14 protein-coding genes are annotated in these 16,234 nt (G+C 72.3%); 6 read left to right on the top strand and 8 right to left on the bottom strand.

All coding sequences use genetic code 11. From position 1 onward, the window contains the following. Window positions 1-4: 4 nt before the first annotated feature. The 3 genes from ACIRL2_RS15410 to ACIRL2_RS15400 all read right to left on the bottom strand — a co-directional run bounded on the left by ACIRL2_RS15410 (window position 5) and on the right by ACIRL2_RS15400 (window position 3,535). Window positions 5-502, bottom strand: coding sequence for a cupin domain-containing protein (locus tag ACIRL2_RS15410; protein ID WP_331771250.1), 498 nt, complete (start codon window positions 500-502; stop codon window positions 5-7). A 408-nt stretch (window positions 503-910) separates the two neighbouring features. Further along, a complete protein-coding gene (gene glsA, locus ACIRL2_RS15405; protein ID WP_402232439.1) occupies window positions 911-2,284 on the bottom strand; it encodes a glutaminase A in 1,374 nt (457 codons plus the stop codon). Window positions 2,285-2,512: 228 nt separating this feature from the next. Further along, entirely contained in the window at window positions 2,513-3,535 is a 1,023-nt protein-coding gene (locus ACIRL2_RS15400; RefSeq protein WP_402232437.1) for a LysR family transcriptional regulator, read from the bottom strand. Window positions 3,536-3,809: 274 nt separating this feature from the next. Here ACIRL2_RS15400 and ACIRL2_RS15395 point away from each other — a divergent pair, with 274 nt between their 5' ends. After that, window positions 3,810-5,180, top strand: a complete 1,371-nt coding sequence (locus ACIRL2_RS15395) for an MFS transporter (protein ID WP_402232435.1) — start codon at window positions 3,810-3,812, stop codon at window positions 5,178-5,180. 101 nt (window positions 5,181-5,281) lie between these two features. Here ACIRL2_RS15395 and helR read toward each other — a convergent pair whose 3' ends face one another. Further along, window positions 5,282-7,441 carry an RNA polymerase recycling motor ATPase HelR gene (gene helR, locus ACIRL2_RS15390; RefSeq protein ID WP_395859328.1) on the bottom strand — a complete coding sequence of 720 codons (2,160 nt, stop codon included), beginning with the start codon at window positions 7,439-7,441 and terminating at the stop codon, window positions 5,282-5,284. A gap of 599 nt (window positions 7,442-8,040) precedes the next feature. Between helR and ACIRL2_RS15385 the strand changes: the two genes are divergently transcribed. Together ACIRL2_RS15385 and ACIRL2_RS15380 are read left to right on the top strand one after the other, a co-directional pair. Next, window positions 8,041-8,436 (top strand): DUF3224 domain-containing protein, encoded by a 396-nt coding sequence (locus ACIRL2_RS15385; protein WP_395859148.1) that lies wholly within the window; start codon window positions 8,041-8,043, stop codon window positions 8,434-8,436. Between the two features lie 288 nt (window positions 8,437-8,724). Beyond that, on the top strand, window positions 8,725-9,528 hold the full coding sequence (locus ACIRL2_RS15380) for a sugar phosphate isomerase/epimerase family protein (protein ID WP_395859147.1): 804 nt from the start codon (window positions 8,725-8,727) through the stop codon (window positions 9,526-9,528). Between the two features lie 19 nt (window positions 9,529-9,547). Here ACIRL2_RS15380 and ACIRL2_RS15375 read toward each other — a convergent pair whose 3' ends face one another. Further along, entirely contained in the window at window positions 9,548-9,997 is a 450-nt protein-coding gene (locus ACIRL2_RS15375) for a cupin domain-containing protein (RefSeq protein ID WP_402232433.1), read from the bottom strand. Between the two features lie 70 nt (window positions 9,998-10,067). Here ACIRL2_RS15375 and ACIRL2_RS15370 point away from each other — a divergent pair, with 70 nt between their 5' ends. Beyond that, the gene (locus tag ACIRL2_RS15370) at window positions 10,068-11,030 is read left to right on the top strand and encodes a GlxA family transcriptional regulator (RefSeq protein WP_395859145.1); all 963 of its coding nucleotides are present in this window, start codon (window positions 10,068-10,070) and stop codon (window positions 11,028-11,030) included. Between the two features lie 53 nt (window positions 11,031-11,083). Here ACIRL2_RS15370 and ACIRL2_RS15365 read toward each other — a convergent pair whose 3' ends face one another. Both ACIRL2_RS15365 and ACIRL2_RS15360 read right to left on the bottom strand, forming a co-directional pair. After that, on the bottom strand, window positions 11,084-11,947 hold the full coding sequence (locus ACIRL2_RS15365; RefSeq protein ID WP_395859144.1) for a helix-turn-helix domain-containing protein: 864 nt from the start codon (window positions 11,945-11,947) through the stop codon (window positions 11,084-11,086). 84 nt (window positions 11,948-12,031) lie between these two features. Then, on the bottom strand, window positions 12,032-12,625 hold the full coding sequence (locus tag ACIRL2_RS15360) for a CGNR zinc finger domain-containing protein (RefSeq protein WP_402232430.1): 594 nt from the start codon (window positions 12,623-12,625) through the stop codon (window positions 12,032-12,034). A 38-nt stretch (window positions 12,626-12,663) separates the two neighbouring features. On the opposite strand from ACIRL2_RS15360, the gene ACIRL2_RS15355 reads away from it, so the two are divergent. Together ACIRL2_RS15355 and ACIRL2_RS15350 are read left to right on the top strand one after the other, a co-directional pair. Further along, the gene (locus ACIRL2_RS15355; RefSeq protein ID WP_402232428.1) at window positions 12,664-13,941 is read left to right on the top strand and encodes an MFS transporter; all 1,278 of its coding nucleotides are present in this window, start codon (window positions 12,664-12,666) and stop codon (window positions 13,939-13,941) included. A 320-nt stretch (window positions 13,942-14,261) separates the two neighbouring features. Continuing rightward, window positions 14,262-14,768, top strand: a complete 507-nt coding sequence (locus ACIRL2_RS15350) for a DinB family protein (protein ID WP_402232426.1) — start codon at window positions 14,262-14,264, stop codon at window positions 14,766-14,768. Window positions 14,769-14,954: 186 nt separating this feature from the next. On the opposite strand, the gene ACIRL2_RS15345 is transcribed toward ACIRL2_RS15350, so the two are convergent. Beyond that, window positions 14,955-16,025 (bottom strand): LacI family DNA-binding transcriptional regulator, encoded by a 1,071-nt coding sequence (locus ACIRL2_RS15345; protein ID WP_395859140.1) that lies wholly within the window; start codon window positions 16,023-16,025, stop codon window positions 14,955-14,957. Between the last annotated feature and the right edge of the window lie 209 nt (window positions 16,026-16,234).

The following is a 16,234-nucleotide window of genomic DNA, read 5'->3' as shown; positions in this document are numbered from 1 at the left end:
CGAACTACCCTCCGAGGTCCACCCAGTGGTTGTCGTGCCGCAGGAAGAACTGCGCGCGCTCCTTGTCGGTGAGGTGTTCCAGTTCCGGAATGCCCTCGAAGTAGGCCTCGCGCGGCGCACCGGGCGCGAACTGGAGCAGCATCGAGGCCGGCTCGCCGGACTCGTTGCGGAACGCGTGCAGGCCGCCGACCGGCACGTACAGGAAGTCTCCGGCCTTGGCGTCGCGCCACGCCTCGCCGTCGAACAGCCGGATCGTGCCGGACAGCACGAAGAACGACTCGGAGATGGTCCGGTGGAAGTGCGTGCCCGGGCCGCTGGGCACCGCGTGCATGTCCACCCGATACAGACCGAACTCGCCGTCCGTGGACTCGGTCGTGGCCAGGTAGTGGTAGCTCGCGCCGGCCGTGGTCAGTTCGGGCGGGTGCTCGGCCGGCCGGAAACGGGCGCTGACGTCGCCGCCCTCGTCGTGGTACCGGACTTCGGGATAGGTCGGGTAGGACATTGCCGGGACTCCTCATGGGATCGACATGTTCGAAACGAGGTTCGAGGTGTGCGGTGTGACGTGTGAGGCAGGACGTGCGGGTCGTGCATCGGATCCTGTGCCCGGGGCTCCGGGCGGGTGACTCGGGATCGCGACGGGAAGCTCGCGGGGATCCCCCACACCGATGAGTTTCCGGCCGATCGGAAATCGAAGCATGCGACGGCTCGGAAACCACGAAGGGCACTGCCATTGCCGACCGCGTTCGCCCTCACCGGCTCGCGCACCACCGGAGCCGGCGTGGTGGTCGACTCGTACGAGCGCACGGGCGGGCCCACCTGCGGCACGTACGAATCGCCCGAGAACGCATAGGCCCCGCGATAGCGCGAGACGGGCCGGGACCGGCATCGTCGACGGCCCGGTGGGCCCGTCTCACTCGGAGGATCCGGCCGGTGCCGCCGACGCCAGCAACCGGTCCTCGGACCAGGCCACCGCCTCCGCACCGCTGCGGAACGGGGTCCACGGCACCGGGTCGCCGTCGTCGCCGATCGGATCCAGCAGCGGCTCGCGGGCGGCGATGGCGATCTCGTGACCGGCGGAGGCGAGGTCGGCCAGGGTGGCGTCGAGCATGGCCGCCGAGCCGACGGCCATCCGGGTGACCCGGTCCAGGTCCAGCACGATCCAGCCCGGGGCGGGCGGCGTGTACTCGCGCAGCGCGTGCAGCAGGTGCTCCGTCTCGGTGAACTCCAGGATCCCCTGCGCCCGAATGACCACGATGCGATGTCCCTCGCGGTCCAACGTGGCGCGCTGCGCCGGGGTGCGGGCCCGATGGGAGGGGTGGTCGAGTGCGGTGGTGACGTCGGTGACGGTCGCGGCGTGCCGACCCGGTTGGTGCATCAGGTGCAAGCCGAAGCGTTCGGAGAGCTCGGTGAGCGCGACCACACCGCGTACCGGGTTGCCCGCGCGATCCAGCGGCGGGCTGTGCACGGCGATCCCGAAGCGGGCGGGACTGCACGCGATCAGACCGCCGGACACCCCGCTCTTGGCGGGCAGCCCCACCCGCAGCAGCCATTCGCCCGCGGTGTCGTACATCCCGCAGGTGGCCATCACCGCGAGCGCGCGAACCGCCACCGACTCGGCGACCACCCGGTCGCCGGTGACCGGATTGACGCCGCCGTCGGCCAGCGTCGCGGCCATCACCGCGAGATCCGCCACCCGGACCCGGATCGAGCACTGGCGGAAATACGTGCGCACGGTCTCGTCCACGTCGCCGGACAACGATCCCGCGCCGCGCATCAGGTAGGCCAAGGCCCGGTTGCGGTCCCCGGTGTCCACCTCGGAGCGGTAGACGTCCTCGTCGACGTCCAAGGGTCGGCCCGCGAACGCGGACAGGCACGCCCGGATCCGCTCGAAGCGGTCCTCCGGGTCGGCCGCCGGCACCAGGGACGTGGTCACGATCGCGCCGGCGTTCACCATCGGGTTGGCCGGTCGGCCGGTGCCGGGTTCGAGGCTGATCGCGTTGAACGCCTCCCCGCTGGGTTCGGCGCCGACCCGACGGGCCACCTCGGCCGGGCCCAGCTCGGACAGCGCGAGCGCGTAGACGAACGGCTTGGACACCGACTGGATGCTGAACGGCTCGTCGGTATCGCCCGCGAGGTAGCGGTTGCCGGACATGCTGACCAGGGCCAGCCCGAACGTCCCGGGATCGGCCGAGGCCAACTGCGGGATGTAGTCGGCGACCTCGCCGTCGGTCAGCGAGCTCAGCCGATCGTGGATCTCGATCATCGACGCGGTCACCGGGTCCATGGCGTCGACCCATCGCTCCCCGACCGAAACCCCGCACTTCCTCGCACCGTCCGCTCCCCTCCGTCAGCCCGAGGCCACCCACGGCGCTCTTCGACCCGATCGCGGGTCGAGATCAGCGTGTAACGGAGAGTCACCTATCGGTGTCGGGCGTAAACGCCTGGTCGGCGGTGGGCGCGCGCGGATGCCGGCGGGCGCGGTCCGAGGGCGCGAGGGGCGCGACGGAACGGGTCAGCGCCTCGCGGGCGGCGCGACGGTGGGTGTGGGTGCCGGTGCCGGTGCCGGTGCGGGTACGGCGGCCGGCGCGGTGGGCGCGGCGACGGGGGCCGGCGCAGGGGTTTCGGCAGTCGGCGCACGGGATCCGGCCGTCTGCGCCGGGGAGGCTGCCGCATACAGGACTTCGCGCAGGCCGGGAACGGATTCGCGGTCGGGGCGCCAAACCAGACGCAGCGTCAGGTCGGGCGCGTCCAGGGCGAGTCGGATCAGTTTGCCGGACGCGAGTTGGTCGGCGACCGCGAAGGTCGGCAACAAGGCCACGCCCAGGCCCTGTTCGGCCCACGCGCGGATGACCGCGACACTGCCGACCCGAACCTGCTCCACCCCGGTGCCCAGGAGTCGATCGCCGGCCAGCCGGAACGAACAGGCCGCCACATTGACCAGAAGTCGATGTCCGCGCAGGTCGTCGCCGGTGATCCGGGCCCGGTCCCCGAGGGGGTGGTCGGGCGCGGCGACCAGGGTCAGACCGATCGGCTCCAGGTCGACGAACGCGAGTGCGGTCGGCGGCGGTTCGAAGCCCAGTTCGCCGAGCCGAGCGCCGGTGTCCAGGAGCAACGCCGCATCCAGTCGCCCGGCGACGACGGCGGCCAGCAGATCGTCGCGATTACCGTCCGCGGCGACCTGGACCCGCAGGTCGGGCCGGCGGGCGGCGAGCCGGGCCAGCACCGAGGGCACATGCGTCGCGGCGATGCTCTCCAGCGCGCCCAGGCGCAACGGCGGGGCCGCTTCGGCCACCTCGCGGCGGGCCTGTTCCGCCTGGTCGAGCAGGCGACGCGCCCAGTCCCGCATGCGTTCGCCGGCCGAGGTGAGCGTCATGCCCCTGGGGCCTCGCTCGAACAGCGTGACGCCCACCGACTTCTCCAGGACCCGGATCTGCTCGGACACCGACGAGGGCGCGATGCCGAGCTCGTTGGCCGCGGCGGTGACGGTACCGGTTCGGGTGATCGTCTCGAACGTGCGGAGCCGGCGAAGTTCCATGCCTTGGCAACCTCGCCGGAGCGTTCGGATATTCCGAACGGGGCGTACGACTCGGCCGGTCGAGCCGAATCGGCTTCGGTCGCAGAGTGGTTCCCGTCGATCCGCCGCCGACGGCGTCGCGTATCGGTGCCGCCGCCTTCACGACCGCCCGGCCGTCGGGGCGCCGGCGCCCCGGCCGCGCTCATCCGTCCCCCGCTCGTCCGTGTCGATCGCCGGCCTCGCCCGCGGGTCGCTCACCGGTCCCGCTCACCGTCCCGTTCCTGGAGAAGTCCCGATGGCTGTTGTCGATTCACCCCCGTCCACCCCGCCCGCGCCGACGTCGCGCGCGCGTACCGTCGCCCTGCTCGGCATCTCGCTCGGCTACTTCATGGTGCTGCTCGACCTGACCGTGTTGTCCGTGGCCGAGCCGGATCTGGCTCGGTCGTTGGGCGGTTCGGTGGCCGGACTGCAGTGGGTGGTGTCCGGATACACCGTCGTGTTCGGCGCGCTGTTGTTGACGGCGGGCGCGGTGGCCGACCGGTTCGGGGCGCATCGGGCGTTCCGGGTCGGCATCGTCGGGTTCGGTCTCGGCTCGCTGCTCAGCGCGTGCGCACCGGACCTGTGGACCCTGGTGGCGCTGCGCGGACTGCTCGGCGTGGCCGCCGCCGCGTGCGTTCCGGCGTCGATGGCGATGGTCACCGTGCTGTACCCGGTGCCCTCCGAACGGGCCAAGGCGGTCGCGCTCTGGGCCGCGCTCAGCGGAGCGGCGCTCGCCGTCGGGCCGATCGCCGGCGGTCTGCTCGTCGACGGCTTCGGTTGGCGCGCCATCTTCCTGATCAACGCGCCCCTGGCCGCGCTCACCCTGGCGCTGACCGCCGGGGCGGGGGTGCGGTGCCCGCGTGGCGTACGAGCAATCGACTGGACCTCCCAGTTCGCGGCGTGCGCGGCCCTGGGTCTGGCCACCGACGCGCTGATCGCGGTCGGCTCCGGCACCGCGACGCACGCGGCTTGGTCGGGCGCGGGTGCGGTCCTGGCCGGGCTGTGGTTCGTCCGGTCCGAGCGGCGCAGCGCCCATCCGGTCCTGGCCCGGGCGATCCTGCGTTCGCGCGGCACGGTGTCGGCGCTGCTCGCGGGCGCGGCGGTCAACTTCGCGATGACCGGGCTGCTGTTCGTACTGCCGTTGCTGTTCCGACAGAACCTGCACATGTCACCGCTGCGGACCGGCGTGGCGTTCCTGCCGATGACCCTGCCGTTCGCGGTCAACCCACTGCTCACCGGCCGGATCGTGGCCCGGTCGGGGCCGCGGGTACCGATGCTCGCCGGTCTGGGCCTGCTGACCGCCGGCAGCGTCGTGTTCACCGTGGCGGTGCACACCGGCTCGGCCTATCCGGTCCTGGCGATCGGACTGGTGTGCACCGGCTTCGGCGTCTCCTTCGCGCTTCCCGCCCTGGTCACCACCGTGATCGGCACGGCGCCCGAGGGTACGGCGGGCGCGGCGGGCGGCCTGCTCAACGCGGTCCGCCAGATCGGCGCGACCATCGGCGTCGCCTCGATGGGCGCCTTCGTCAGCGTCGACACCACGGCAGCCGAGGCCGACCTGGCCTACGCGCTGCTCCTGCCGGGCGTCCTGTGCGCGGCGATGGCCGTCGTGGTGGGCCGCCGCTGACCGTGGTCGGCGGGCCGAGGCCACGCCGATGGAACCTCCACGGCCGACCGGGCCGGCGGGACGCCGCGCGCACGGCGTCCCCCCGGTCGACGGTCGTGGCGTCACGAGCCGGTCAGGATGACGAGTTGCCGGGTCGCCCTGGTCATCGCGACATAGCGGTCGACCGCTCCTTCGACGCCCTCGCCGAACGTCTCCGGGTCGATCAGGACGACCAGGTCGAACTCGAGTCCCTTCGACAACTCCGGGGTCGACGACCGCACGCGGGACGTCGGCCGGAAGGTGGGATCGCCGATGACGCAGGCGATGCCCTCGGCGTGCTCGGCGAGCCACGCGTCGAGGATCGAAGACAGCTCCGCGGTGGATCCGTACCGCACGGGGACGCCGGCGCTGCGGATGGAGGTCGGCACGTTGGCGTCCGGCAGCACGGCCCGGATGACCGGCTCCGCCTCCGTCATGATCTCCTCCGGCGTCCGGTAGTTGATGCTCAGCGAGGCCAGGTTGATCCGGTCGAGCCCGACCCGCTCCAGCCGTTCCTGCCACGACTCGGTGAACCCGTGCCTGGCCTGGGCGCGGTCGCCGACGATGGTGAAGCTCCGGGACGGGCAGCGCAGCAGCAACATCTGCCACTCCGCGTCGGTCAGTTCCTGCGCCTCGTCCACGACGATGTGCGCGAACGGCCCGGCGAGCAGATCCGGTTCGACGCCGGACCGTGCGCTCTCGTCGATCAGGGAGTGCTGGAGATCCTCTCCGCGCAGCATCGTCACCACACCCTCACCGTCGTCGTCGGCTTCGAGCAGGGCGTCGACGACGTCGTCCATGCGCTTGCGCTCCGCGGCGACGGCGGCGTCCTGCCGACGCTTGCGCCGGGCCGCCTCCGGGTCGCCGAGCCGCTGCCGTGCCACGTCCAGGAGGGGCAGGTCGGACACCGTCCAGGCCTGGGCGTCCGCACGCTGCAACCTGCGCACCTCCCCGGGACTCAGCCAGGGCGCGCACATCCGCAGGTAGGCGGGTACCGACCACAGGTCCCCGACCAGGTCGGACGCTTCCAGCAGCGGCCACGCGCCGTTGAAGGCCGTGAGCAGTTCCCGATTCTGTCGCAGGGACCTGCGCAGCAGGTCGACCGAGACGTCCTCGTCCTCGTCGTCGTGCTTGTCCACCAGGATCGTGAGCAACTCCTCCCAGATCCGCTCGCGCGCCTCGTTGTGCGGCATACCGGGTTCCGCCGCCTCGAACGCCTCGGCCCAGTCGGCGGCGGTCAGCCGGACGTCGGACCAGTGGGTCGTGATCGTCATGCCCTTGGTCGGGCGTTCCTCGTAGAACCGGACGGCCGCCTCGATCGCCTTCACCAAATCCGCGGACGACTTCAACCGGGCCACCTCCGGGTCGGCTTCGACCGCTGCCCCGGCTCCCTCGGCGACGAGGTCCCGCAGGGTGCAGGTCTGGACGCCCTCCTCGCCGAGGCTGGGCAGGACGTCGGCGACATAGCCCAGGTAGGGCTGGTGCGGACCGACGACCAGCACGCCGCCCCGGCGGTGACCCAGGTGTGGGTCGGAGTACAGGAGGTAGGCGGAGCGGTGCAGGGCGACGACGGTCTTCCCGGTACCCGGACCGCCGTCGACGACGAGGGCGCCGCGCGATCCGGCGCGGATGATGGCGTCCTGATCGGCCTGGATGGTGCCGAGCACGTCCCGCATCCGACTCGACCGGTTGCCGCCCAGACTCGCGATGAAGGCGGACTGGTCGTCGAGCGCGGCGTGCCCGGCGATCTCGTCCGGGTCGAACACCTCGTCCCAGTAGTCGCTGATCCGGCCGCGGGTCCAGCGATACCGGCGGCGGCCGGCCAGACCCATCGGGTTGCCGTGGGTGGCTCCGAAGAACGGCTCGGCCGCGGGGGTGCGCCAGTCGATCAGCAGTCGGCGACCCGCGCTGTCGGTCAGGCCGAGTCGTCCGACGTACACGGGCTCGGAGTCGTCCGTGCCGACCATGTGTCCCAGGCACAGGTCCAGACCGAAGCGACGCAGTGCGCGCAGGCGGGTGGTCAGCCGGTGGATCTCGATGTCCCGGTCCATCGCCTGCCGACCCTTGCCGCCGGGCGACTTGCGCGCGGCGTCCAGGCGGTCGGACAGCTCGGCGATCGACTGGTCGAGACACTCCGCGATGGCCGCGAAGTGCTGCTCGTCGCCGGCGATCAGCGACGGGTCGGCCTTGGCGGAGACGCGCTCGGGGAGGTCGAAGGCGCTGGTGGTGGTCAGGGAGTTCAGGGATTGCACGGCAAAGCTCCGATCTGCGGTCACTTGCGACCACGGCGCGCGGCAGGGCGTTCGGACCGTCGTGGCGGACCCGGTGGTTGGGGGTTCCGGCCCGAGGATCCGAGTGGTTACGCGGATACGGGCGACCCGTCCCGGCTGATCGCGGCGAGCGGTGGCTCCGAGAGGTCCGCAGACGCGCACACCCGCACCTCGGGGCCCGGGTCCCGCAACCGCGTGGCGAGTGCCACCGCCGCTTCGACGTCCCCCCGCGACCCATCCGTCGACAACAACACACGCACTTCGTGAATCTCCCATTTCCGCAGATGACGGCCCAAGTTCCGGCTCAGGTCGATGATTCTGCGGTACGACCGGGGCCTTGCCGCAAGGCCCCCGGTGCGCTATATGTTGTACATGGCGAGGAGAGCGTGTTCCCTCGCCTTTTTTCATGCGTCGCGGACGGACCTCCCGCGCGAAGCAGCGAAGCGGTGGGGCTACGGCGCGGTGCGGACGGCCCCGGGTTCGTGGACACGCCGCGTGGGTGTCGTCCCGTCGTCGGTGCGGTGTGCAAGGCTGCGTCGCGACATGCCGATCGAGATGACGAAGGTGGCGCGATGACTACGGCGGCTCACGGGACATTCGAGCTCACCTCGTTCGAGCCGGAGGCGGTCGACGAGGCACCGGGCGCCGAGCTCGGCCGGGTTCGGATCACCAAGACCTTCACCGGCGACCTGGTCGGCACCGGCACGGTACACATGTTCTCGGTGACCGACCTCGACGGCACCCCCGCCGCGTACGTCGCCGTGGAGCGCTTCACCGGCGAACTGGCCGGGCGCAAGGGCTCCTTCGTCCTCCAACACAGCGCACCGGGCAGCAACGGCGAACAGTTGGCCATCCAGGTGGTCGCGGGTACCGGTACGGACGAGCTCGTCGGGATCGGCGGCACGCTCGACATCGTCCGGACGGACGACGGCGGCCACACCTATGTCCTGCACCACACGCTCGGCTGAGCGAGGGCGCCTCGCGCCGGATCGACCCGAGCCCGGTCGCCCCGCGTCGTCTCCGATGGCGGGACACGCACCGCGACCGATCTTGACCGGCGACCGGCGGCGATCTAACCTCCGAATCGGAAAGCGCTTTCCATACCCGGCGTGCCCGCCCCACCGGACGCTCCCGGCAGGACGGCCGGGACCGGCGGAGTCGACCGAACCGACGGGATTGACGGAACCGACGGGATTGACAGGGCTGACGGGACCAGGCCGGCCGGGAAGCGCGCCGGGCAAGAGAGTCGAGGACACGTGAGCACACCCGAGCGTCGTCGCAAGTGGGCGTTCAGCACACTCGGCGCCCCCGGCCGGCCGGTCCACGAGCACGTCGTCCGAGCCATCCGACACGGCTGCACGGGTCTGGAACTACGGGTACACCAGGACGAGTTCGTCAATCTGGACCTCCCCGCCGGCGAACGTCGGGCGATCCGCGAGCGAATCGCCGACGCCGACCTCGAGGTACCCTGCCTGGCCGGCTACGCCGGCATCTGCGCACCCACGCCCGACCCGATCGTGCTCTCCACGATCCACCGTCTCCTCGACCTGGCCCACGACCTGGCCGCGCCCGCCATCCGGATCTTCCCGGGCGGCACCGGCGAGGGCGACGCCGCACGCGCCGAACGCCGCCTGGCGGTCCTGCTCCCGGAGGCCACCGCCCGCGGCGTGACCCTGCTCGTGGAAACCCACGACTCGCACCCCACCGGCGCGGCGGTGGCGGACCTGGTGCGACCGTTCGGCGGCACGGTCGGGGTGATCTGGGACGCGTTGCACCCGTGGCGACACGGCGAGGACCCCGCCGACACGGCCGACGCCCTGGCCGGCCTGCTGCGCTACGTGCAGATCAAGGACGCCGCATCCGCCACCGACACCGCACCGGTCCCCCTGGGCACCGGCACGGTGCCCCTCACCACCATCGGAACCACGCTGCGCGGACACGATTGGCACGGCTGGGTCTCCCTGGAGTGGGAGAAGGCCTGGTACCCGGAGGCCGTCTCCCTGGAAGAGGCGCTCCCGGGCGCCGCCGACTGGGTGGCCCGATTCGGCTCTCCCCGGTAGGCCGGTCGACCGGGCCCGGTCATCGGGCCGTCGATCCGGGGGTCATCGAGATGCCCAGCATGCGGGCGCCGGTTTCGCTGCGGGGACGGTGGCGGCTGCCCGGCGCGAAGACCACATAGGTGCCGGCGGGATGGCGCTCGGAGCCCTCGATCACCTCGCCGCTGAGGACGTAGTAGCGCTCCTCGGTGGTGTGCACGTCCACCTCGGGCCATTCCGTCCCCGGGGCGAAGTCGATCAGCCAGCCGCGGGCGTACTCGGTGCCCGCCAGGCGGCGTCGGACGATCCCTGGGGCCACGTCGATCGGGATGACGTCGTCCACGTGCACGGCGGATTTCGGGACGGTCGGGTGCTCGATCCCGGTCCGGGTCGCGGTCTCCGCGCCAGTCTCGGCACGGTACCCGGTCCCGGACGGGTTCTCGGTGTGGTTCGGGGGCTCGGTCTCGTGGTTCGAGGTCTCGATCTCGCTCATGCGTCCACTCTGGTCCGGGGCCACTCGCCCGGACAGTGTCGGGAAAGACTTCCATGGGTACATTCCTGCCATGCGTCGTCATCGGGTCGTGGCCGTGCTGAACCCGCCGCAGTCGCCGTTCGAGTTGGCCTGCGCCGCCGAGGTCTTCGGCACCGTGCGCCCGGATCTGCCGACGCACTACGACTTCCGGATCTGTACGCAGTCCCCCGGCCCCCTGCCGACGACCATCGGCTACGCGCTGGTCGTGGAGAGTGGGCTGGAGGCCCTGACCGAGGCGGACACCGTGGTCGTGCCGGGCTGGCAGCCACCGGGCGGCGAGGTGTCGGTCGAGGTTCTGGCCGCCCTGCGGGCCGCACACCGCCGAGGCGCACGGATGGTCGCGATCTGTACCGGCGCCTTCGTCCTGGCCCGGGCCGGACTGCTCGACGGCCGCCGCGCCACCACGCACTGGCGCCGGGCCGCACAATTCGCCGCCGGCTTCCCCGAGGTCGTCGTGGACCCGGACGTGCTCTACGTGGACCATGGCGACGTGGCCACCAGCGCCGGCACGGGTGCGGGCATCGACCTGTGCCTACACCTGGTCCGGACCGACCACGGTGCCTGGTACGCCGCACAGGTCGCCCGCAGCATGGTGCTGCCGCCGCACCGCGAGGGCAGCCAACTCCAGTACGCGACCCACCCGACCTCGACCCGCAACGACGAATCGTTGGCCCCACTGCTCGACTGGGCGGCGGATCGCCTGGAGACCCCGCTGACCCTGGACCGACTCGCCGAGCAGGCCGGTCTGTCCGGCCGGACCCTGGCCCGCCGGTTCGCCGAACAGCTCGGCGTCAGCCCCGGACAATGGCTGCTCGGCCGACGCGTCGACGCGGCCCGGATCCTGCTCGAACAGACCGACCTGCCCGTGGAGACCATCGCCGGCCGCGTCGGCCTCACCACCGCCGTCAACCTGCGCCGCCACTTCCGCGCCCGCGTCGGCACCACACCCGGCGCCTACCGGCGCACCTTCGGCGAGACCCGGACACCACGCTGAACCAACCGGGTTCGGGGAAGCATGCAACCCGGCCGGCACTCGCGCGTCGGCGGCTACCCGGGCGATCCCGGCGGGTCGTTCCTCGCCGCGAGGCGGGACAACTCGCACAGGGTTCGCCGGCCCGCCTCGTCCGGTTCCGCGGGTTGGTACATGGTGATGCGCCGGCCGCCCTCCAACCGCAGCACCTCGAACGCGAGGGTGATCCCGCCGAGTCGCGGATGCCGGAAGGTCTGCCGGTCGCTGCGCCGCCGACGGACGTCGTAGCGTTCCCACCGGGACGCGAACTCCGGGCTTTCGGAACCGAGTTCGTCGACAAGCGCGGCCAGTTCGGGATCCTTCGGGTCGGCGGCCAGGAGCGAGCGCAGTTGGGCGGTGGTGCCGGCCGCGACCCGTTCCCAGTCGGTGAACAGCGCCCGCGACGCCGGGTGCAGGAACAGATAGCGGACGGTGTTGCGGCGCTCGGGCGCCCACTCGGCCAACCCGGGGAAGAGCACGAACGCCTCGGGGTTGGCGGCCAGGATGTCACTGGTGCGGGTGAGCAGGTAGGCGGGCCAGGGCCGGACGCGCTCCAACAGGGCGTGGATGCCCGGTCGTACCTCACGATCCGCCGGTGAGCCCCCGGCGGACATGCGCTCGGCCGCGTGGTTGGCCAGCGCGTACAGATGCGCGTGTTCCTCTTCGTTCAAGCGCAACGCGGCGGCGAGTCCGTCCAGGATCGTGCCGCCGGGATTGTTCTCGCGGCCCTGCTCGAGGCGCGTGTAGTACTGGATGCTCAGTCCCGCCAGTGCGGCCAATTCCTCCCGGCGCAGGCCCTGGGTGCGACGCAGACCGGTGCCCGCGGGCAGCCCGACGTCGCCGGGCTGAAGGCGCGCGCGGCGGGCCTGCAGGAATTCTCCGAGCGGGTGTGTTGGTGTCACCCCTCGATTGTCACAAAGTCGGGGACCTTCGCGCCGGTGCGTACGATACGGCCCTCCCGGGGACCGATGGGTGGGCTCGGCGGGCTATGCCCTGGCACGTCGGTGCGCCGCGACCCGTTCGCGGGTCGCGCAGCGGCGGGAGCAGTAGCGACGGGGCGGGCCACTGCCCTCGTTGGTGAAGACGTTCTCGCAGGTGCTCGACGCGCAGACACCGCCGGGTGGGCGCTGTCGGTCCCAGACCAGGAGGGTCAGCGCCAGACAGGCCGAGGCGAGGAACCATTCGCCCCAGGGCGCGTCGTCGTCGCCGTCCAGGTGCGGGTGCCACGGGCTGCGGCCGGCGTGCGAGGTGAGCCGGAGGGGGCCTCGGCCGCGCCGGAGCAGGCGATTGAGCGCGGCCGCGGCGGCGTCGACGTCCTCGGCGGTGAAGACCTCGCGCAGCAGCATCGCGGCGGCGCGCAGGTCGGTGACATCGGACGCGGTGAGGTCGATGGGGTCGGACTCCCCGTACGCGCGCAGCAGTTCCGCGATATCCGCCGGGGACGGGGAGGGGTCCGTCGCCGCTTCGGCGGCCGTGAGGGCGTTGACCAGGGCGACCGTTCGGCGGGTCACGGCCTGGACCGAGTGGCGGGTGGTGGATCGCTCGTCGTTCGATGGCGGCACGGGACGACTGTAACGCATCTGGTGGATGTTTGAGTTACCTGCGTAACGTGCCGGACATGACAAAGCGTTACGGAATGTGGTCCTACCTCTCCGGAGCGGCCGCCGCGCGCACGGGCGACGAGATGTCGGGGCCGGCCCTGCTCCTGGCCGGGCTCGCGGCCACCGGGTCGGCGGCCACCGGGTCGGCGCTGCTCGCGGCCGTCACCGTGTCGGCTGCGCTCGGCGGCCCGGTCTTCGGCGTCCTGCTCGACCGCTCGGCCCGACCGGGGCGGCTGTTGACCGCCGCGCTCGCCGGCTACGCGGTGGCGCTCGGGGTGATCCTGTCCACGCTGGGCCTGGTCCCGCTCGCGATCACCCTGCTGATCGCGGTGGGCGCGGGCCTCCTGGCACCGGCCCTGGCCGGCGGCTGGACCTCGCAGTTGCCCCGCGTCGTCCCGGCCGCCGACCTGCCCCGGGCGACCGCGTTCGACGCGATGACCTTCAACCTGGCGAGCCTGACCGGACCGGCCCTGGCCGGCCTCGTGGCGAGCGTGGCCGGCGCCGACGCCGGGGTGATCGTGTCCCTCACGCTGATCTGCCTCGCGCTGCCGGCGGCGTGGACCCTGCCCTCGTCCCGGGGCCGCGCCGCACGGGCGGGCCCGACCACGTCGATCGGCACCGACGTCGCGGCCGGCTTCCGCGTCATCGCCCGCACCCCGCCGCTGGCCCGGGCCACCGCCGCCTCGATGTGGTCCTGTGTGGGCCAGGGCATCCTGATCGCGTACAGCCCCGTGCTCGGCGAACGGGTGCTCGACTCGCCGGCGCGCGGCACGATCCTGCTCTCGGTCGTGGCGGCCTCGGCGCTCGCGACCAACACGCTCCTCGCCCGCCACCCCCACACGATGCGTCCGGACACCGTGATGTGGTGCGGGCCGCTGATCCTGGCCGCCGCGCTGCTCGTCGCGACGATCGGCCGGCCGGTGGCGCTGATCGCCGCGATGCTGCTCGCCGGTGTCGGCGAAGGCCCGCAATTGGCCGCGCTGTTCGCCATTCGCCACCGCGAGGCCCCCGCCCACCTGCGCGGCCGGATCTTCACCATCGGCGCCGGCCTGAAGATCACCGCCTTCGCCCTCGGCGCGGCCCTCACCGGGCCCCTCACCACCCCGACGCTCGCGCTCCCCCTCCACGCGGCGGCCGGTTGCCAGGCCCTGGCCGCCCTCACGTTCGCCATCCGTCGCTCGCCGAAAAACCGCGGGCACCCGGCAGCCGAGGCGAGCCCGACTCCCGCCGACCACACGACACGCGCGGACCCGTACGCGCCGGATCCGCGACGCGGCGACGGGATCGGACCTTGACCGAAGCACCGGGAGCGCACCGCAAAACCCTCCCCGACCCACCACGAGCCGCACTCGGCAACGCCGCTCCGGGATGGACGTGCCGGAAAAGGAGGCACCCGGGCAGCACGGGCGCGGGAGAGGCCGACGCGGCAGGGACGAGTCCGCCGGCCGCGGCGACATCGTCGTGACGCCTGGGCCCCGTCCGGCGGATCATGCCGGGCGGCTCACCAGCGCTGAATCGCTGTAGCGATCCGCCGGACATGGAGCCGGCCGGCGCAGGTTGGGCCCGCCGCCAAATACCTCGACATCGGTCGCGGTGATCGGGGACGCTTCGCGCGATGACCCGAATCGACGACACGCCGCCCGCGTGGGACGAGCGCACGCGGCTCACCACGTTTCTCGACTACACCCGTGCCACCGCCCGCGCCAAGTGCGATGGCATCTCTGCGGAGAACGCCCGCAAGGCGCTCCTGCCGGGCTCACCGCTGATGACCATGAGCGGATTGATCAACCACCTCCGCTGGGTGGAGTACCACTGGTTCCAGGTGGTCTTCCTCGGCGAGGAGGACCGGGGTCCCTGGACCGATGAGGACCCCGACCGCGAGATGCGTATCGCCGTCGACTTCCCGCTCACGCGGTTGCTCGACGAATACGCCGAACAGAGCGCCCGCTACCGCGAACCGGTCGCCGGGAACAGCCTGGACACCCGGGCCGAGGGAGCCATCCGCGACGGTCTCCATGTCGACCTGCGCTGGATCCTCCTGCACCTCACCGAGGAGACGGCCCGCCACAACGGCCACCTGGACATCCTGCGCGAGATGCTCGACGGCACGACCGGCGGCTAGCCCCCTGTCCGGCGGCTCCTGGTGGATCGGGCCGCGTCGTGAGCGCAGCGAGGAGCCCGAAGGGCGGATGCCGTGCATCGGCGCGCCGGAGAAGCAGCCGCACAGTGGTTCCATTCGGCTGCCTCTCCGGTGCGCCGAGGCGCGGTGCCAGGCGGCGCGGACCCACCAGGAGCCGCCGGACAGGGGCTAGCGCGGTGACGTTGCCGTGCTGGCGCGGATCACGAGTTCCGCGTCGAGGTCGATGGTGCGGGGGTCGATGGTCGGGCCGGTGAGGATCATGTCCATCGCGCGGGCGCCGATGTCGGCGAGGGGCAGGCGGATCGTGGTCAGTGGCGGGTTGAGGTCGGCGGCGAAGGGGAGGTCGTCGAAGCCGACCACCGAGACCTGGTCGGGTACGCGCAGGCCCAGGTCGTCGCGAAGCGCATTGAGCACGCCGGCGGCCATCACGTCGTTGAGGACGACGATCGCGGTCGGTTCGGGCGCGCGGGCCATCAGCGCGCGGGTGGCGGCTCGGGCCTCCTCCCGGGTGAAGCCGCCGTCGACCACGTGCGTCGGGGGCAACGTCACGCCCAGGGAGCGCAGTTGCCGCCGGGCGCCGTCCAGGCGGTCGCGCACGCTGGTCAGCGCGCGCGGGCCCGAGACGATGCCGAACCGGCGGTGGCCGAGCTCGTACAGGTGTCGCACCGCGAGCGCGGCGCCGGCCCGGTTGGCCGGGCGGACCGTGTCCGAGTCGATCCCGTGCGCCCCGACGGCGACCACGTGGCCCCCGTCGGCACGGTAGGCGTCCACCTCGGTGGCCAGGCGCCGGGTGAAGTCGCGATCGGCGAAGCCGCTCCCGGCCAATACCACCGCACGGGCGCGTTGGGCACGCAGTCGGGCCAGGTAGTCGAGTTCGAGTTCGGGGTCGCGGAACGTGGCTGCCAGCATCACGAGCAGACCGTGCTCGCGGGCGACGCCCATCGCGCCGGCCGCGATGGCGGCGAAATAGGGGTCGGCCACGTCGTGCACGACCACGCCGACCACGGTGGTCGTCGAACGGGCCAGGGCCTGGGCGGGGGCGTTGGAGACGTAGCGCAGTTCGCGAGCCGCGTCGAGGACGCGTCGGCGCAGTTCCTCGCCCACGATCCGGGTGCCGTTGCTGCCGTGCAGGGCACGGGAGGCGGTGGCCGAGGACACCCCGGCGCGCTCGGCCACCTGCTGGAGGGTGACGGGGCCCGCCGGGCGGGCCGCGGGCGCGTCGGAGGTCGGAGTCGGCATGGGCCCAGAGTAGCGAGCGGAACGCGCATACCCAACCTGTTCCGGCGCCAGGGCCACTCATGGACGGCATGACGCCTTTGTTCCCTTGACCCCATCGTCTCCTCGCTCTAACTTACGGGAAAGCGCTTTCCCACACTTGATACCGAGAGCACAGCAGAAATCGGCGCACCCGGGCTCGGCCGAGCCCACAGTCGGGCTCGGGTGACCCG

The sequence above is a fragment of the Embleya sp. NPDC127516 genome (genome assembly GCF_044765325.1).
GTDB lineage: Bacteria > Actinomycetota > Actinomycetes > Streptomycetales > Streptomycetaceae > Embleya.
This window is presented reverse-complemented; position numbering and strand designations above follow the sequence as displayed.

What these genes read in the sequence shown, in the direction of transcription:
- ACIRL2_RS15410 (WP_331771250.1), bottom strand. Translation starts at nt 502, where the DNA reads ATGTCCTACCCGACCTATCCCGAAGTCCGGTACCACGACGAGGGCGGC.
- glsA (WP_402232439.1), bottom strand. Translation starts at nt 2,284, where the DNA reads ATGGACCCGGTGACCGCGTCGATGATCGAGATCCACGATCGGCTGAGC.
- ACIRL2_RS15400 (WP_402232437.1), bottom strand. Translation starts at nt 3,535, where the DNA reads ATGGAACTTCGCCGGCTCCGCACGTTCGAGACGATCACCCGAACCGGT.
- ACIRL2_RS15395 (WP_402232435.1), top strand. Translation starts at nt 3,810, where the DNA reads ATGGCTGTTGTCGATTCACCCCCGTCCACCCCGCCCGCGCCGACGTCG.
- ACIRL2_RS15385 (WP_395859148.1), top strand. Translation starts at nt 8,041, where the DNA reads ATGACTACGGCGGCTCACGGGACATTCGAGCTCACCTCGTTCGAGCCG.
- ACIRL2_RS15375 (WP_402232433.1), bottom strand. Translation starts at nt 9,997, where the DNA reads ATGAGCGAGATCGAGACCTCGAACCACGAGACCGAGCCCCCGAACCAC.
- ACIRL2_RS15370 (WP_395859145.1), top strand. Translation starts at nt 10,068, where the DNA reads ATGCGTCGTCATCGGGTCGTGGCCGTGCTGAACCCGCCGCAGTCGCCG.
- ACIRL2_RS15360 (WP_402232430.1), bottom strand. Translation starts at nt 12,625, where the DNA reads ATGCGTTACAGTCGTCCCGTGCCGCCATCGAACGACGAGCGATCCACC.
- ACIRL2_RS15355 (WP_402232428.1), top strand. Translation starts at nt 12,664, where the DNA reads ATGACAAAGCGTTACGGAATGTGGTCCTACCTCTCCGGAGCGGCCGCC.
- ACIRL2_RS15350 (WP_402232426.1), top strand. Translation starts at nt 14,262, where the DNA reads ATGACCCGAATCGACGACACGCCGCCCGCGTGGGACGAGCGCACGCGG.
- ACIRL2_RS15345 (WP_395859140.1), bottom strand. Translation starts at nt 16,025, where the DNA reads ATGCCGACTCCGACCTCCGACGCGCCCGCGGCCCGCCCGGCGGGCCCC.